This is a genomic window from Streptomyces canus (assembly GCF_030816965.1).
GTDB classification, from domain to species: domain Bacteria; phylum Actinomycetota; class Actinomycetes; order Streptomycetales; family Streptomycetaceae; genus Streptomyces; species Streptomyces canus_E.
Window position 1 is genome coordinate 2,159,512 of the sequence record NZ_JAUSYQ010000002.1, and the last position, 16,249, is coordinate 2,175,760.

The following is a 16,249-nucleotide window of genomic DNA, read 5'->3' on the forward strand; positions in this document are numbered from 1 at the left end:
GGAGATTTCGCCCGGATGCGAATGGGGGACGCCCGTGTCCGAAGAACCGGGCAGTGAACGACTGATCGCGGGCCGCTACCGACTCCTCTCCCCGCTCGGCGAGGGCGGCATGGGGACCGTGTGGCGGGCCCGTGACGAGGTGCTGCACCGCGAGGTCGCCGTCAAGGAGGTGCGTGCGCCGCACGGACTGGCGACACACGAGGTCGAGCGGTTGTACGCCCGCCTCGAGCGCGAGGCGTGGGCGGCGGCGCGGGTCGCCAACCGCAACGTGGTGACGGTGTACGACGTGGCCACCCAGGACGGCCGCCCGTGGATCGTCATGGAGCTGGTGCGCGGCATCTCGCTCGCCGAGCTCCTGGACGCGGAGGGCCCCCTCAGCCCGCAGCGGACGGCGCACATCGGCGCCGAGGTGCTCTCCGCGCTGCGGGCCGCCCACGAGGCCGGGGTGCTGCACCGGGATGTGAAGCCCGCCAACGTGCTGCTGTCGAACGACGGCCGCGTGGTGCTCACCGACTTCGGCATCGCCCAGGTCGAGGGCAGTTCGGCGCTGACGATGACCGGCGAGGTCATCGGCTCGCCCGAGTTCCTCGCCCCGGAGCGGGCGCTGGGCCGCACGCCGGGCCCGGAGTCCGACCTGTGGTCGCTGGGCGTGCTGCTGTACGCCGCTGTGGAGGGCAACTCCCCCTTCCGGCAGAACACCCCGCTCAGCACCCTGCGCGCGATCGTGGACGAGGAGCTGCCGCCGCCGTACCGGGCCGGCCCGCTCACCCCGGTGATCGAGGGGCTGCTGCGCAAGGATCCGGCGGAGCGTCTGCCGGCCGACCGGGCCGAGCAGGAGCTGCGGATCATCGGGGCGGGAGGTACGCCCCGCGCGGACACCATGCAGGGGGCGCCGTACGCACCGACCATGGCGGCGCCCTTCCCGCAGGAGCCGCCGACGGCCCCGTACCGTCCCGCGCCCACGCCGACCTCCACCCCTGTCACGACCTCCGGGCCCCCGGGCCGCAATCGCCGCGCGGCCGCCGTACTGATCGCGGGGTTGGTGGTCCTCGCGCTGGCGATCGCGGGGCTGACGTACGGGCTGCTGAACCGTGACAACGGCGACGAGGACGGGTCGACCGCCAAGGACACCGATCCGGCGGTGAGTTCACCCGCGCAGACCAAGACGGACCAGCCGAGCGACACCCCGTCCCCGTCCCCGAGCGAGAGCACCACGAGCGCGCCCCCGCCGCAGTCGGTGGACGTCTCGCTGTCCGGTTCGAACACCGACTACACGGGCAGCTGTCCGCCGGACAAGTCGGCGGCGCCCAACTTCACGGCCACCTTGACGGTCGGCCGGCTCCCGGCGACGGTGACCTACCGCTGGGTGTCGAAGAACGGCTCGGTGAACGGCAGCTGGAAGACGCTCACGTTCCCGGCCGGTGGCGGCAGGACGCAGGAGGACAGGCGGTTCGTCACCACCGAGGACGACAGCGGGACGTTCGAGGACACCATCAGCGTGGAGGTCCGCGACCCCGTCGAGGAGACGTCCAACTCGGTCCCGTTCTCGCTGACCTGCGTGACGGAGACCCCGTCCGAGACGGACGAGGCCTCCCCCACCGCATCCCCGTGAGGGGTGATCAGGCCGCGCTGTTCAGCACCGGAAGGTAGCCACCGGACTGGCCGGCCGCCGTCGGGTGGTAGGACTCGCCGATGTTGAGCAGGTTGAGGCTGCGCAGCCAGGCGCTGCCGGAGCAGAGTTCGTGGCCGGTGAAGGTGGGGCGGACGTCTCCCCAGGCGAAGCCGTGGTTCGCGGCCCGTTTGGCGATCGCGGTGTCGAGGTAGTCGGCGGCGTCGTTGATCGCCTTCCGCTTGGTCTCGGAGAGGCCGAGGCAGGTGGCGCCGAGATGGTAGAAGCGGGGGTAGCCGATGACGACCACGTGGGCGTTCGGGGCCCTGCTGCTGATCGCCGAGTAGACGTTGTCCAGTTGGCCCGGGAGCGTCGAGTCGACGTACGCCTTCGCGGTGTTGATCCGGGAGAGGCAGGAGCTGTCGGACTGGACCACACAGGTCGTCATGACGTCGGCGAAGCCGGCGTCGTTGCCGCCGACGGTGATCGAGACCAGGGCCGTGGCGGAGGTGAGCGGGGTCAGCTGACTCGCCAGAACATCGCCCGTTCGGGCGCCCGAGCAAGCCGTGAAAGCGAAGGACGAGGGTGAGTTGGCGGCCGCCCAGAGGTAGGGGTAGGCCTTCGTGCTGCGCTTGCAGTCGCCGCTTGAACTGATGTAGCTGCCCGCGCCGACACCCGAGGAATAGGAGTCGCCCAGGGCCACATAGGGGCCTTCGGCGGCGTGGGCGGTGCCTGTCCCGGTGAGGACGGCGGCGAGGGCGAGGAGGAGCGAGCCGACGTACGCGGCAAATCGGGAACGTCTCATGGAACCTCCCTTTAGCAGGATCTCTGCCATATCTGTCGTAGCAACGACGCGAATCGACGGGAAGTGTCCATGCCAAAATCGACAATGATTTCGTGGACATGACAGGTTTGTTGACTCCTCCTCAACTCCCTTGTTCTACCCCCGTAGATGGCCCAGCCTTTACCCCAGCCCGGAGCGGAACGCGACGCTCCCGGTCGTGTGCGCGAGCACGCGCACACCCCCCACGGACGCGCGCCCGACCCAGGCGCGCGTCGTCCATGAGGAGGACTCCCTCGTAATGGCACAACTGCGTAGCAAGAAGTTCCGGTTCGCCGCGATAACCACCCTGGCGACCACCGCCCTCGTCGGCGGGCTCACCGCCCTGCCCGCCGAGGCCGCTCCGGCCGAGGGCAGGGTCCTCGCCTCCGGCTCCCCCACGGCCGTCAAGGACAGCTACATCGTCACGCTCAAGAAGCACGCGGGCTTCACGTCCTCGTCCAGCGAGGGCAAGGGGCTCATCAAGAAGTACGGCGGGACGGTCGGGAAAACCTTCGGTTCCGCGCTCAACGGCTACACCGCCACGCTCTCCGCGACCGAGGCGAAGAGACTCGCCGCGGACCCGTCGGTGGCCTCCGTGGAGCAGAACCAGACCGTCCACCTGGCCGACACCACGCAGTCCGCCGCCCCCTGGGGCCTGGACCGCATCGACCAGGCCGCGCTCCCGCTCTCCGGCACGTACACCTACCCGGACACCGCGGGCAGCGGTGTCACGGCGTACGTCATCGACACCGGCGTCCGCATCACCCACAGTCAGATCAGCGGCCGCGCCTCCTACGGCTACGACGCCGTCGACGGCGACACCACCGCCTCCGACGGCAACGGCCACGGCACCCATGTGGCCACCACGATCGCGGGCTCCACCTACGGCGTCGCCAAGAAGGCGAAGATCGTGGCGGTGCGCGTGCTCGACAACGCCGGCTCCGGCACCACCGCGGGCGTGATCGCGGGCATCGACTGGGTCACCAACAACCACTCCGGTCCCTCGGTCGCCAACCTGTCGCTCGGCGGCGGCGCGTCCACCACCCTGGACACCGCGGTCAGGAACTCCATCGCGAGCGGCGTCACCTACGCCATCGCGGCCGGCAACAGCAGCGCCAACGCCTCCTCGTACTCCCCGGCCCGCGTCACCGAGGCGATCACCGTCGGCGCCACCACCAGCACCGACGCCCGGGCCAGTTACTCCAACTACGGCTCGGTCCTGGACGTCTTCGCCCCCGGCTCCTCCATCACGGCGGGCTGGTACACCAGCGACACCGCGACCAACACCATCTCCGGTACGTCGATGGCGACCCCGCACGTAGCGGGCGCGGCCGCGGTCTACCTCGCCGGCCACACCTCGGCCACCCCGGCCCAGGTCGCCACGGCCCTGGTCAACGGTGCCACGTCCAACGTGGTCACCAGCCCCGGCACCGGCTCGCCCAACAAGCTCCTGAAGATCGTGCCGTAGTACCTGAACAGGTGGCCCCCGGAGGTGTCTCACACCTCCGGGGGCCCACCCGTGTCCAAGTCCGTACCAGTCGGCCTTGACGGCCCCCACGGCACTGCGCGACATTGAAGCCCGGCATCCGGCGCTTTCTGGGGGGAAACGTCGCCCATGCACACGACACGTATCGGAACATCCTCGAAGGCGTCGGGGAGAGACCTGACGCCGCTGCTCGCGGGCGCCGCGACCGCCGTGGGGGGATTCGGCGCGCTGCTCGCGTTCTCCGGCTCCGACTCGCCGCTGCGCGCCCCGCTCACGCTGTTCTTCCTGCTCGCGGCACCCGCCGCCGGCATCGCCGCCGCACTGCGCGGCTTCGATCCGTTCGCCCGGCTGCTGGCCTCGCTGGCCGGCTCGGTCGTCCTCAACATGCTGGTGGCCCAGGGCATGCTGGCCACGCACCGCTGGTCGGCGCGCGGCGGCGTCATGGCGATGGCCGTGATCAGTGCCCTCATCCTGCTGCTGGTGCTGATGCGGCGGCGCCGTACGGCGAAGGGTCAGGACCTCTGACGTGGACATCAGCGTGTACCGCCCCGGCGAGCTGAGTGCCGCCGACCGGGCGGCGTGGAGCGCCATGCAGTCCAAGGCCCATCTGCAGGGCTCGCCAGGGCTCGCGAACCCGTTCCTGTCCCCCGAGTTCGCGCTCGCGGTGGGGCGGTGCAGGCGGGGCGTGCGGATCGCCGTCGTACGGGAGCAGGGCGAGCCCGCCGCGTTCCTCCCGTTCCAGAGAACCGCCGCCGGTGTCGGCCGGGCCGTCGGCCTCGGCATCTCGGACGCCCAGGGCCTGGTGCACCGGCCCGGATTCACCTGGCAGGCCCGGGAGTTACTGCGCGCGTGCGGTCTCGCCGTCTGGGAGTTCGACCATCTGGTGGAGGGCCAGGGGCCGTTCGAGGCGGAAGCCTCCGGCAGGTTCCCCTCTCCGGTCATGGACGTCGACCAGGGGTACGAGACGTATCTGGCCGGGCTGCGGGAACGCTCACCGAAGTTCACCCGCACGACGCTCGCCAAGGAACGCCGGCTGGCCCGCACCGTGAGCGAGCTGCGCTACGTCCACGACGAACGCGATCCGGCCGCCCTGCGCGTCCTGATGGGCTGGAAGTCCGCCCAGTACCGCAGGACCGGCCGCAGCGACCGCTTCGCGCACGAGTGGATCGCCCGGCTGGTGGAGCAGTTGTTCCACACCCGGTCCGAGCCGTTCGCGGGGATCCTGTCGGTGCTGTACGCCGACGGGAAGCCGGTCGCCGCCCACTTCGGGCTGCGCACCGAGCGCGTCCTCGCGTGCTGGTTCCCGGCGTACGACCCGCAGTACGCGAAGTACTCCCCGGGCCTGGTCCTGCATCTGCGGATGGCCGAGGCGGCCGCCGCCGACGGCGTCGCGTACCTCGATCTGGGCCGGGGTCAGAAGGAGTACAAGGACTCCCTGAAGACACGGGAACTGACCGTGTCGGAGGGGTGGGTGACCCGTCGGCACCCGGTCGCGGTCGGACACCGCGTCCGCCGGGTTCCGGCGCGGGCACTGCGCAACGCCGTGGTGGCGCGGCCGGAGCTGTTCGAACCCGCCGACAGGCTGTTGAAGAAAGTGGGAAAGATCCGCTCGGGCGCGACTGTAACGGTCAAACCAACAAAAACGTGAGGCCTCGTTCCAGGTCTTGCCATATAGGTTCAATCGTCAATACCGTCATACATCACACCCGCACCGTCCCGTCATCGAGCGGCTCTAGGGGAGGGCTCAAGGACCGCGACGGGGGCGCGGGGCGCGGTAGGGGGGTGCCGTGCTCGGTGACCGCACAGGTGACCGAGTCGTGCCGCGCGACCGGCTGTCGTTTCTCTGGAACAAGCACAGCACGACGGCGGTCGGCCAGCTTTGCCAGCTCACCCGGCAGGTACGGAGATTCCTTCCGGCATGCCGTGCGTGAGAACCCCCCTTTCGAACCGGAGCGACAAACCGGACCGCCCAGGGGCGGGCGGTCCACCGGACGAGAGGGAACCAGACTCATGAGTTCAGTTCTGCGCCCGGCGACTGCGGGCCAGGATGTGCCGACAGCCAGCCAGTACCGGCCCATCTCCACTCACCTGGCCATCACGCCACCGGTGAGTGTCGTCATACCCGCCATGAACGAGGCGGAGAACCTTCCGTACGTCTTCAAGACGCTGCCCGACTGGATCCACGAAGTGGTTCTGGTGGACGGCAACTCCACGGACGACACCGTCGCGGTGGCCCGCGAACTGTGGCCCGAGGTGAAGGTCGTGGAGCAGCACGGCAAGGGCAAGGGGGACGCCCTGATCACCGGGTTCGAAGCCTGTACCGGTGACATCGTCGTCATGATCGACGCGGACGGCTCGGCCGACGGCAACGAGATCGTCTCCTATGTGTCCGCCCTGGTCTCGGGCGCGGACTTCGCCAAGGGGTCCCGCTTCGCCAACGGCGGCGGCACCGACGACATGACGTTCATCCGCAAACTCGGCAACTGGGCGCTGTGCACCATCGTCAACCGCAAGTTCGGCGCCCGCTACACGGATCTCTGCTACGGGTACAACGCCTTCTGGCGGCACTGCCTCGACAAGATCGACCTCGACTGCACAGGGTTCGAGGTGGAGACCCTGATGAACATCCGGGTCGTCAAGGCGGGGCTGAAAGTGCAGGAGATACCGAGCTACGAGTACCTCCGCATCCACGGCGCGAGCAATCTGCGGGCCGTCCGGGACGGGTTCCGGGTGCTCAAGGTGATTCTCGGTGAGCGGTCGAACCGGCGTGCCCTGCGCCGCCGCGCCCATCACTCGCCGATGCTCGACTCGCGCCGGGGAGAGGTGTCTTGAGCGATCCCGACATCTCCGTCGTGATCTGCGTGTACACCGAGGACCGCTGGGAGGACATCCTCGCGGCGGTCGCCTCGGTGCGTACGCAGTCGTACCCGGCCCTGGAGACGCTGCTGGTCGTCGACCACAATCCGGTGCTTCTGGACCGGCTGACCAAGGAGTACAAGGAAGTTCGGGAGGTCCGCGTGTTCGCCAACGCGGGCCCCCGCGGCCTGTCTGCGGGCCGCAACACGGGGATCGCCGCCTCGCGCGGCGAGGTGATCGCCTTCCTGGACGACGACGCCGTCGCCGAGCGGGACTGGCTGCGCCACTTCGCCTCGGGATACGCGGACCCGCGGGTCATGGCAGTCGGCGGCCGTACGATGCCGATCTGGGCGTCGGGGCGCCGGCCCGCCTGGTTCCCCGAGGAGTTCGACTGGGTGGTCGGCTGCACCTACAAGGGCATCCCGTCCGGTCTGGTCCGGGTGCGTAACGTCCTGGGCGGCAACGCCTCCTTCCGCCGCAGCGCCTTCGACGCCGCGGGCGGCTTCGCCACCGGCATCGGACGGGACGGCGACAAACGCCCGCTGGGCTGCGAGGAGACGGAGCTGTGCATCCGGCTGAGCCGGGCCAGACCGGACGCGGTCCTGCTGATCGACGACCGGGCGGTGATCCACCACCGGGTGCCCGAGGCGCGCGAGCACTTCGGGTACTTCCGCACGCGCGCGTACGCGGAGGGCCTGTCGAAGGCGCTCGTGGCCCGAAGTGTCGGTGCGGACAAGGGACTTGAGTCCGAGCGCCGGTACGCCACCCGGGTGCTGCCGGCCGGGGTGGTGCGCGGGCTGCGGGACGCCGCGCTGTCCCGGCCGGGGGGCGCCGGGCGGGCGGGCGCGATCGTCGCCGGGGTGCTCACCGCGGCCGGCGGGTATGTGGTCGGCGCCGTCCGGGCGCGGCGGGGCGGAGCCACGTTCACGGTCGCGGACATCGAGAGGGAGAGAGATGGCTGAGCCGCCCGTACCGATCCTCATGTACCACGCGGTCGCCACCGACCCGAACGCCGCCACCCGCGCGCTGTCGGTGTCCCCGGAGGCCTTCGCCCGGCAGATGGAGATCGTCGCCGAGTCGGGGCTCATGCCGGTCAGGACCGCCGACCTCGCCGCCCGTTGGCGCGACGGCCGGCCGCTGCCCGCGCGGCCCGTCCTGATCACCTTCGACGACGGCTACGAAGGCGTCCACCGCCACGCCCTGCCCGTGCTCGCCAAGCACGGCTTCACGGCCACGGTGTTCGTCTCCACCGGCTGGATCCGGGGTGCGTACGACACGGGCGGCGGCCTGGACACCATGCTGGACTGGGACCAGGTCCGCGAACTGGCCGCGGCGGACGTCGAGATCGGCGGCCACACCCACACGCACCCAGAGCTCGATCAGCTCGACGACAGCGCGCTGCGCCACGAGCTGATCCACTCCAGGGAGATCGTCACCGACGAACTCGGCACCGCGCCGGCCTCGCTCGCCTACCCGTACGGCTACTCCAGCCGCCGGGTGCGCGAGGCGGTACGCGAGACGGGGTACGGCCAGGCGCTCGCCGTGAACAACGGCCTGGCGCGCCGGAGCCAGGGGCCGTATGCGCTCACCCGCCTCACCGTGCGCCGCAGCACCACGGCCGAGGAGTTCGAGCGGCTCGTCCAGGGCCGTGCGATCGCCCGGGACTTCGCCAGGGACCGTGCCCTCACCAAGGGGTACGCGTTGGTCCGAAGAGCACGACAGGTCCGCCGGAAGGTCTCCCGTTCCCGTGTCTGACACGACGACCACGACCGAGCCCGAGTCGACCGCGGCGAAGGCGCCCGAGCAGTCGGGGCGCCGTATCCGTCTGCCCGGCCTCGGCAGGGGCGCGGGAGGCGGCAACCAGCTGTTCCGCAACGCCTACGCCCTGATGCTCAACACCGGTGTCTCCGCGGTGCTGGGCCTCGGCTTCTGGCTGGCGGCGGCCCGCTACTACTCCGAGTCGGCGGTCGGCCAGGGCTCCGCCGCGATCGCCGCGATGAAACTCCTCGCGGGACTGACCGCGGTGACACTGACCGGGGCGCTGGCCCGCTTCATACCGGTCGCGGGCCGCGCCACCGGGCGCCTCATCGCCCGTACGTACGCGGGCAGTTCGGTGGTCGTGGCGATCGCCGCGGCCGTCTTCCTGCTCACCCTGGACATGTGGGGGCCGTCGTACCGCTTCCTGCACGGGACGGTGAACGGCCTCGGCTTCATCGCCGCCGTCATCGCCTGGAACGTGCTCACCCTCCAGGACGGGGTGCTGACCGGGCTGCGCAGTGCGCTGTGGGTGCCGGTCGGCAACACCGTGTTCTCCGCGGTGAAGCTGGGACTCCTGGTCGCGTTCGCGGTGGCGATCCCGACGGCCGGTGTCTTCGTGTCATGGGTCACGGCGATCGCCGTCTCGGTGCTGCCGCTGGGCTGGATGGTGTTCCGGCGCCTGGCGCCGCGCCATGTGAAGGCCACCGAGGACCATGCGAAGCCGCCCTCCCTCAGGGAGATCGGGCGTTTCCTCGCGGGCGACTACACCGGCTCGCTGTTCTCGCTCGCCGTGGTCTACCTGGTCCCGGTGATCGTGGCCTCCCAGGTCAGCTCCCAGGACAACGCGTACTTCTACATCACCACGACGATCGGCGGCACCTGCAACCTGCTCGCCATCAACATGGGCGCCTCGCTGACCGTCGAGGGCTCGCACGACCCGTCACGCCTGGCCGCCAACACCCGTGCCGCGCTGAAGCGGATGGCGCGGATCATGCTGCCGGTGGCCGGCGTCCTGTTCTTCGGGGCGCCCTGGATCCTCGGTGTGTTCGGATCGGGCTACGCGGACGCGGCCACCCCGCTGCTGCGCTGGTTCGCCGTCGGCGCGGTGCTCCGGGTCGTCATGGAGACGTACTTCGCGGTGCTGCGCGCACAGAGCCGCACCTCCGGACTCGCCTGGATGCAGGGCCTGTTGTGTCTGATGGTGCTCGGCCTGACGCTGCTGCTCCTGCCCCGCATGGGGCTGACCGGAGCGGGCGTCGCCGAGATCTCCTCGCTCGCGGTGATCGTCGCGATCGCCGCGCCCAAGCTGTACCGGACGATCCGGCACGCACCGGCCCCCGAGGTCCCCGCGAGCGCGGCTCCCGACGGCGACCTCGCCGACCTCGGGGCGCGTGAGGCACCGGCCGCCGGTCGCACCCGCCGCCCCGGCTGGGCGCTCGACCAGGACACCCTCGCGCTGGGCATCCACGTCGACTTCGACCACCAGGAACGCCGTCCCGACGTACGCCCGGGTCCCGGCACCCCGCCCACGGGCACGCCCGTGCCGGGTGTGACGCGCGACCGGCCGACGTGGGCGCTGCAGAAGCCGCCCGACCTGGGGCTGCCGGTGGAGATGGGGGTCCCCCCGCTCGAGCGAATGCGAGAGTGGGGGAGGGAACCGGGCTCCGAATCCTCCCTCGGGCCGTCCGAGGCGGAGGTGGACGCGCCGTTCGAGGTGGCCTTCGACGCGGGCAAGGAGGTCGACGTACCGGAGGAGCCCGCCGTACCGGAGGAGGCGCCACAGTCGGCGGAGCCGCCGCGGCCCCTGTCCTGGCGGGAGCGGCTGCAACCCACCTGGCTCGGGGTGTTCCTCGGCTGCCTGCTGGCCGTCGCGCTGCTGCTGTACTGGGTGCCGGCCCTCGGCCTGGGCGAGGCCGACCTGGACCGGATGGGCGGGCTCGGGCTGATCTCGATCCTGCCGCTGCCCACGCTGGTCGGCGCGGCGCTCCTGGTCGTGGTCTTCGCCTCGCTGCTCTGGCTGGGCCGTGAGCACAAGGCGCTGCTGCTGATCACACTGGTGGCGACCGTGTTCTCGCTGCACGCGCTGCCCGCGGTGATCGAGGCCGAGCCGCGGTTCGCGACGGCCTGGCAGCACCTCGGGTTCATCGACTACATCGACCGGACCGGCTCCGCGGTGCCCGACCTGGACGCCCGCTGGAGCTGGCCGGGCTTCTTCGCGGCGGCCGCGTTCGTGGCGCAGGCCTGTGGGGTCACGGACTTCACCGAGGTCATCCGCTGGTGGCCGACGGCGATCCAACTCCTCTACCTGGTACCGATGTTCCTGCTCGTACGGCACATGCGGGCGAGCTGGCGGGCCAAGTGGACCGGCATCTGGATCTTCGTGCTCAGCGGCTGGGTCGGCCAGGACTACTTCTCCCCGCAGGGCTTCACCTATCTGCTGTATCTGGTGTTCGTGGCGGTCCTGCTCGTCTGGTTCCGCGCCCCGCGCGTGATCTGGACGAAACGGCGGCCCGGCGAGGCCGAGGTCGAACCCACGAACCGCCGCCAACGGGCCGTCCTGCTCACGGTGTTGGTCGGTCTGTTCGCGGCGAGCGTGCCCGCCCACCAGCTCACCCCGTTCGTGATGCTCGGCGTGCTGGCGGCGCTCGTCCTGATCGGGCGCAGCGAACTGCGCGGCCTGCCCATCCTGTTCGCCGTCATGGTGGCCGCCTGGATCGGCTGGATGGCCGAGCCGTACTGGTCGGGACATTTCGACGACCTGTTCGGCGGGGTCGGCGGGGTCGGCGGCAATGTGTCCTCGTCGGTCTCCGGCCGTATCGAGGGCGGCAGTTCGACCCACAAGCTGGTCCTGTACGTGCGCGTGCTGCTGGCGGGCGGGGTCATGGCCCTTGCCTGTTACGGCTGGTGGCGGCGGCGCGACCACAAGTACCGGGAAGCCGCGCTGCTCGTCCTCACCTTCGTGCCGTTCCTCGGCTTCGGCATGCAGTCGTACGGCGGCGAGATGGCCCTGCGGGTCTTCATGTTCGCCCTGCCGGGCGCCGGACTGCTCGCCGCGCTGGCGCTCTTCCCGCGCACCGGGGTCACCGCGAAGGAGCGCGAGAAGGACCGGGTCAGCCTCGCCCCCGTGGCCGCGCTCATGGCGGGTCTGCTGCTCGTCGGCGGCTTCCTCGTGGCCCGGTGGGGCAACGAGCCGTTCGAGCGGATCCAGCCCGGCGAGGTCGCCGCCATGGACTACGTCTACGCGCACGACGATCCGACGGTCCGGGTGCTGTGGTTGTCCAACGACACGCTCGACAACGTGACACCGGCGATGCCGTGGGGCGCGAAGGACATGGAGAAGGTGTCCTACGTGCCGACGCCGGCGCCGACCGACCCGGTGCTGGTGTCCGGGCTGGTGAAGTCGCTGAAGGACGCGGGCCCGAACTCGTATCTGATGGTCAACGTCAGCCAGGTCACGTATCTGCGTCTGGACGTGGGCTATTCGAGGACGTGGGAGCCGAGGCTGCTCGACAACCTCGACGGCCGCAAGGAGCTCAAGCGGGTCCTCACCAACGACGACGTGACCATGTACGCCCTGCGGGACCAGCCCGCGGGGAAGGTCGCGAAGGCCGATCCCGGGCCGATCGGGCCGCAGGTGACCTGGACGCCCTGGTCGGTGGTGGGGGCGCTGGCGGCACTGGCGCTGATCCTGTTGCTCTCGGCCCGTGAGGTGGTGCGGGTCGCGGTGCGGCCGGGCGTACGGCAGCTGCGGTGGCTGCAGAGCAGCTTCTGGTTCGCGCTGCCGCTGCTCGCGGTGTTCCTGGCGGCGCTGGTGCAGCGGTTCCTGACGATGAAGTGACGCCCTTCGGACGTCATTCGGAGGTCAAGTGGCTCAGCGGGTGAGCCACTTGACCTCATACGCCTGCATGTCGAACCGCTTCCCGTCGATCTGTGCGCTGATCTTCCGGTTGAGGGTGTTGACCACCAGCACCGTCTTGTCGGTGGCGAGAACCCGGACGTTGGGCACGTCGTCGGCGGCAACGGAGACGTTCTCGTACGCGCTCCCCGGTGGGAAGGCCTTGCTGAACCGGCTGACGAGGTCGAACATCGGCAGCTTTCGACCGCCGCCGCTGCCGCTGGTCGGCGTCCAGAGACAGCCCGCGCAGTCCGTGCCCTTCTCGTTCTCCGGGTTCCAGTAGAGGGCGGACGTGGTGCCGCCCCTGGCCAGCGCGATCATTCCGGCGGCCTGCACCGCGACCCGGCGGTTCTCTGACCAGCCCTCGCGTTCGTCCCGGCTGTCGGCGGGCTCGACGTAGTACTCGGCCCACCACAGCGGCAGATTCCCGGTCTGCTGCCGCACCCACCGGCTCACCGCGGTGAACTTGTCGGTGGCCGCGAACTCGTTCGGCAGCAGCTCGTCGTCGTTGGTGTAGCTGGAGCCGTCCACGACCACGAAGTCGGCGCCGGCCTTGTTCCTGTTCCAGTAGTCGAAGGCGTCGAGGATCCGCTGGTCCATGGCGCCCCAGGCTCCCTTGAAGGTGGCGGAGGCGTCCTCGGAGCGCGGGTCGACGCTGTCCATCACGAGGTACGGTCCGCCCACCATGATCTTGGGGTTGACCTTCTTCAGCGCCTTGTGGACCAGGTTGTAGAGCTGGGTGTACCCCTCGTAGTCCCAGCGGGCCTTCGCGTCGTTCCAGAAGCCCTTGAACTCGTTCCAGACGATGAAGTGGCGTACGTCCGGGTAGCGCTTGGCGACGGTCGCGGCGAGCGCCGCGTAGTCCTCGAAGTGCGCGGGATCCGGCGCGGTCTCCAGTGCCGCCTTGCTCCAGTCGGTGTTGCCGACGCCCGCCTCGCCGCCCTTCATCCAGTCCGGGGCGCAGCACAGGGTCACGATCGGTGTGGAGCCGGAGGCGCGGATGAAGTCGATGCGCCGGTCCAGGTCCTCGAAGTCGTAACGCCCCTTGACGGGCTCGGGGTTGTCGGCGCCCCAGCCCATGATGTGCTGGTTCTGCGGGACTCCGCCGGCGTCGGCCAGCAGTCCCTCGACGCGCTCGGTGGCGGTGGAGCTGCCCTCGTCGGCGCTGAACTGGGTGTGGGTGAACCCCCAGCCCACCTCCGGGGTCTCCGCGTCGGGCGTGCTCGTCGGAGTGCCGTGGACCTTGTCGCCGTTGCGCGAGGTGCCGTCGGTGCCCGCGCCGCTGCCCGGAAGCGTGTTGAGGAGGGTCACCACCAGTGCCAGAGCCGCCGCGCCCACACCGAGCAGAGCGGTGAGCCGCCACCGCCGTGCCCCCGAATTCCACTCATGACGTCCCATTGAGGGCAACGGTATCCGCGAACACACCTGTGCGGGCAGATGTCGGAGATGCACAGCTCCGTAACAGGAGGTTGAGGACAGACCGGAAACACGGGACAGCCGCGACACAACCGGCGAACGGAAACCGGGTGCGTGTGGGGGTCCCGTGCCGGATCATGGGCGGCATGTCTGCCAACCCACACGACGCTCTGCCGATCCGGCTCAACGTCGACGACAGCGACTCACCGTCCGACGTCGTCGACGCGCTGTTCCTCGGCCGCTTCGCGACGGGCGAGCAGCCGTACTCCCACGCGGCCAACATCGACCGGGTCCGTACCGGGGCCACGCTCCTGCCGGCGGACGCCCGGGTGCTGCGCGTCGCCCGCGACGACGACCGCAGCGCGACGCTCGCCGAGGGGGACGGCTGGACCCTGCTGATCTCCCGCTGGAACCGCGGCGCCGACGTCACCGTCACGGCCACCGACCCCGAGCTGGCCAAGAAGATCCTCGACCAGGCCACCGACGGCGCGACGGACGAGCCCGAGCCCCAGCCGGAGAACGTGACGATGGGCTTCTGGTACGTCTCCCCCAGGCGCGGCCCGCACCGCACGACCCGCCAGATCTCCGCGGGCACCTGGGACGAGGTCCGGGACAACTACACGGCACCGGTCGCGGACGCGATGGACAGCCTGATGAAGACGACCCCGGAGGACATCGCGGGCCGTCTGCTCCTGCTCCACGGCCCGCCCGGCACCGGCAAGACCTCCGCCCTGCGTACGCTGGCCCGCTCCTGGCGGGACTGGTGCCAGGTGGACTGCGTCCTGGACCCGGAGCGGCTGTTCAGCGACGTCGGCTATCTGATGGACATCGCGATCGGCGAGGAGGACTCGACGGGCAAGGGCCGCTGGCGGCTCCTGCTTCTGGAGGACTGCGACGAGCTGATCCGCGGGGAGGCGAAGCACACGGCGGGCCAGGCCCTGTCGCGTCTGCTGAATCTCACCGACGGCCTGCTGGGCCAGGGCCGCAACGTCCTGGTGGGCGTCACGACCAACGAGGACCTGGAGCGCCTGCACCCCGCCGTGGTCCGCCCCGGCCGCTGTCTGGCCCGCATCGAGGTGGGCCCGCTGACCCGCCGGGAGGCGGTGAGCTGGCTCGGCACCGAGGACGGCGTGGGCCGTGAGGGAGCGACCCTGGCGGAGCTGTACGCACTGCGCCGGGGGACGTCACCGACGGCGGTGCCGGAGCCGCGGCCGGGGGCGGACGCGGGGCTGTACCTGTAGTGCTTTGATGGATGCATGACCCTGTTCGTCGGTACGTCGGGGTGGCAGTACAAGGACTGGCGGGGCGTCCTCTACCCCGACGGCGTCCCCGTGCGGCTCTGGCTGGAGCAGTACACGCAGCACTTCCCGACGGTCGAGATCAACAACGCGTTCTACCGGCTGCCGACCCGGGAGACCTTCGAGGCGTGGCGGGAGCGGGTGCCGGGGGACTTCGTGGTGGCGGTGAAGGCGAGCCGGTACCTGACCCACATCAAGCGGCTGAAGGACCCGCAGGAGCCGGTGCACCGCCTGATGAGCCACGCGGAGGGGCTGGGCGCGCGTCTGGGCCCGGTGCTTCTCCAACTGCCCCCGACCCTGCGGGCCGACCCGCAGCTGCTGGACGCCTGCCTGGCCTGTTTCCCGTCGTCGGCCCGGGTCGCGGTGGAACCCCGCCACGAATCCTGGTGGACACCGGAGACCCGAAAGGTCCTGGAGTCCCGCGGCGCGGCCCTGTGCTGGGCCGACGTCCGTGCCCGCCCGGTGACCCCGCTCTGGCGCACCGCCGACTGGGGCTACGTCCGTTTCCACGAGGGCCGGGCACAGGCGTGGCCGCACTACGGCAGACGGTCCCTGGAGACCTGGGCCGAGCGCATCGAGAAGACCTGGGCCGGGAACGAGGACGTGTACGCGTACTTCAACAACGACCCGAACGGAGCCGCCGTACGGAACGCGCAGCTGTTCGCCTCGCTGGCTCAGTCCTCCCCGTAAGCCGCCCGCAGCGCATCCCGTACGGCCGCCAACGCGTCGTTCTCCGTGAGCCCGAGTCGCCTGGCCCGCTCGACATACCCCTGGGCGGCCGACGCCAGCTCCCGTTCGGCTGCGGAGCCGGCGGCGGCCACGAACGTGCCGTTGCGCCCCCGCGTCTCGATCACCCCGTCGCTCTCCAGCGCCCGATACGCCTTGGCGACGGTGTTCGCGGCGAGCCCGAGCGACTCGGCGAGCCCGCGCACGGTCGGCAGCCGGTACCCCACCGGCAGCACCCCCGCCCGCGCCTGTTCGGAGATCTGCACCCGCACCTGCTCGTACGGCGGCGCACTGTCGTCGATGTGGATCTTCAAGGTCACGAGCCGATTGTCCCGCACCCACCGGAAAATGAGAGGCACTCGTGCGACGCCCCCACGTAACG

General features: G+C 70.5%; 13 protein-coding genes. 10 read left to right on the forward strand and 3 right to left on the reverse strand.

Annotated features, from left to right (window positions below):
• The first annotated feature begins 34 nt into the window (after positions 1-34).
• Positions 35-1,612, forward strand: coding sequence for a serine/threonine-protein kinase (locus QF027_RS10910; protein WP_307074191.1), 1,578 nt, complete (start codon positions 35-37; stop codon positions 1,610-1,612).
• Positions 1,613-1,619: 7 nt separating this feature from the next.
• Here the strand turns inward: QF027_RS10910 and QF027_RS10915 are convergent, their stop codons facing one another.
• Complete coding sequence (locus QF027_RS10915) at positions 1,620-2,414, reverse strand: SGNH/GDSL hydrolase family protein (RefSeq protein ID WP_307074192.1); 795 nt, start codon at positions 2,412-2,414, stop codon at positions 1,620-1,622.
• A 277-nt stretch (positions 2,415-2,691) separates the two neighbouring features.
• Here QF027_RS10915 and QF027_RS10920 point away from each other — a divergent pair, with 277 nt between their 5' ends.
• The 7 genes from QF027_RS10920 (at position 2,692) to QF027_RS10950 (ending at position 12,370) form a co-directional block, all read left to right on the forward strand.
• A complete protein-coding gene (locus tag QF027_RS10920; protein WP_306983692.1) occupies positions 2,692-3,900 on the forward strand; it encodes a S8 family peptidase in 1,209 nt (402 codons plus the stop codon).
• 147 nt (positions 3,901-4,047) lie between these two features.
• On the forward strand, positions 4,048-4,443 hold the full coding sequence (locus tag QF027_RS10925) for a hypothetical protein (RefSeq protein WP_306983690.1): 396 nt from the start codon (positions 4,048-4,050) through the stop codon (positions 4,441-4,443).
• A gap of 1 nt (position 4,444) precedes the next feature.
• On the forward strand, positions 4,445-5,566 hold the full coding sequence (locus tag QF027_RS10930; RefSeq protein WP_306983688.1) for a GNAT family N-acetyltransferase: 1,122 nt from the start codon (positions 4,445-4,447) through the stop codon (positions 5,564-5,566).
• Between the two features lie 362 nt (positions 5,567-5,928).
• On the forward strand, positions 5,929-6,750 hold the full coding sequence (locus QF027_RS10935) for a glycosyltransferase family 2 protein (protein WP_306983686.1): 822 nt from the start codon (positions 5,929-5,931) through the stop codon (positions 6,748-6,750).
• Positions 6,747-7,736 carry a glycosyltransferase gene (locus QF027_RS10940; RefSeq protein ID WP_307074194.1) on the forward strand — a complete coding sequence of 330 codons (990 nt, stop codon included), beginning with the start codon at positions 6,747-6,749 and terminating at the stop codon, positions 7,734-7,736. Before QF027_RS10935 ends, QF027_RS10940 begins: the two co-directional genes overlap by 4 nt.
• Positions 7,729-8,529, forward strand: coding sequence for a polysaccharide deacetylase family protein (locus QF027_RS10945; protein ID WP_307074195.1), 801 nt, complete (start codon positions 7,729-7,731; stop codon positions 8,527-8,529). The genes QF027_RS10940 and QF027_RS10945 overlap by 8 nt, the downstream gene beginning before the upstream one ends.
• Positions 8,522-12,370, forward strand: coding sequence for a lipopolysaccharide biosynthesis protein (locus tag QF027_RS10950; protein WP_307074197.1), 3,849 nt, complete (start codon positions 8,522-8,524; stop codon positions 12,368-12,370). Before QF027_RS10945 ends, QF027_RS10950 begins: the two co-directional genes overlap by 8 nt.
• A gap of 33 nt (positions 12,371-12,403) precedes the next feature.
• On the opposite strand, the gene QF027_RS10955 is transcribed toward QF027_RS10950, so the two are convergent.
• A complete protein-coding gene (locus QF027_RS10955; protein WP_307074199.1) occupies positions 12,404-13,825 on the reverse strand; it encodes a GH39 family glycosyl hydrolase in 1,422 nt (473 codons plus the stop codon).
• Positions 13,826-13,989: 164 nt separating this feature from the next.
• Here QF027_RS10955 and QF027_RS10960 point away from each other — a divergent pair, with 164 nt between their 5' ends.
• Together QF027_RS10960 and QF027_RS10965 are read left to right on the forward strand one after the other, a co-directional pair.
• Positions 13,990-15,084, forward strand: a complete 1,095-nt coding sequence (locus QF027_RS10960; RefSeq protein WP_307074201.1) for a DUF5925 domain-containing protein — start codon at positions 13,990-13,992, stop codon at positions 15,082-15,084.
• Positions 15,085-15,099: 15 nt separating this feature from the next.
• A complete protein-coding gene (locus tag QF027_RS10965) occupies positions 15,100-15,831 on the forward strand; it encodes a DUF72 domain-containing protein (RefSeq protein ID WP_307074203.1) in 732 nt (243 codons plus the stop codon).
• Here QF027_RS10965 and QF027_RS10970 read toward each other — a convergent pair.
• The gene (locus QF027_RS10970) at positions 15,816-16,187 is read right to left on the reverse strand and encodes a GntR family transcriptional regulator (protein WP_306983672.1); all 372 of its coding nucleotides are present in this window, start codon (positions 16,185-16,187) and stop codon (positions 15,816-15,818) included. The two genes, QF027_RS10965 and QF027_RS10970, sit on opposite strands and share 16 nt — an antisense overlap.
• Positions 16,188-16,249: the final 62 nt, after the last annotated feature.

Coding starts and splice junctions, on each gene's coding strand:
- QF027_RS10915 (WP_307074192.1), bottom strand. CDS start 2,414: ATGAGACGTTCCCGATTTGCCGCGTACGTCGGCTCGCTCCTCCTCGCC.
- QF027_RS10920 (WP_306983692.1), top strand. CDS start 2,692: ATGGCACAACTGCGTAGCAAGAAGTTCCGGTTCGCCGCGATAACCACC.
- QF027_RS10925 (WP_306983690.1), top strand. CDS start 4,048: ATGCACACGACACGTATCGGAACATCCTCGAAGGCGTCGGGGAGAGAC.
- QF027_RS10935 (WP_306983686.1), top strand. CDS start 5,929: ATGAGTTCAGTTCTGCGCCCGGCGACTGCGGGCCAGGATGTGCCGACA.
- QF027_RS10945 (WP_307074195.1), top strand. CDS start 7,729: ATGGCTGAGCCGCCCGTACCGATCCTCATGTACCACGCGGTCGCCACC.
- QF027_RS10955 (WP_307074199.1), bottom strand. CDS start 13,825: ATGGGACGTCATGAGTGGAATTCGGGGGCACGGCGGTGGCGGCTCACC.
- QF027_RS10960 (WP_307074201.1), top strand. CDS start 13,990: ATGTCTGCCAACCCACACGACGCTCTGCCGATCCGGCTCAACGTCGAC.
- QF027_RS10965 (WP_307074203.1), top strand. CDS start 15,100: ATGACCCTGTTCGTCGGTACGTCGGGGTGGCAGTACAAGGACTGGCGG.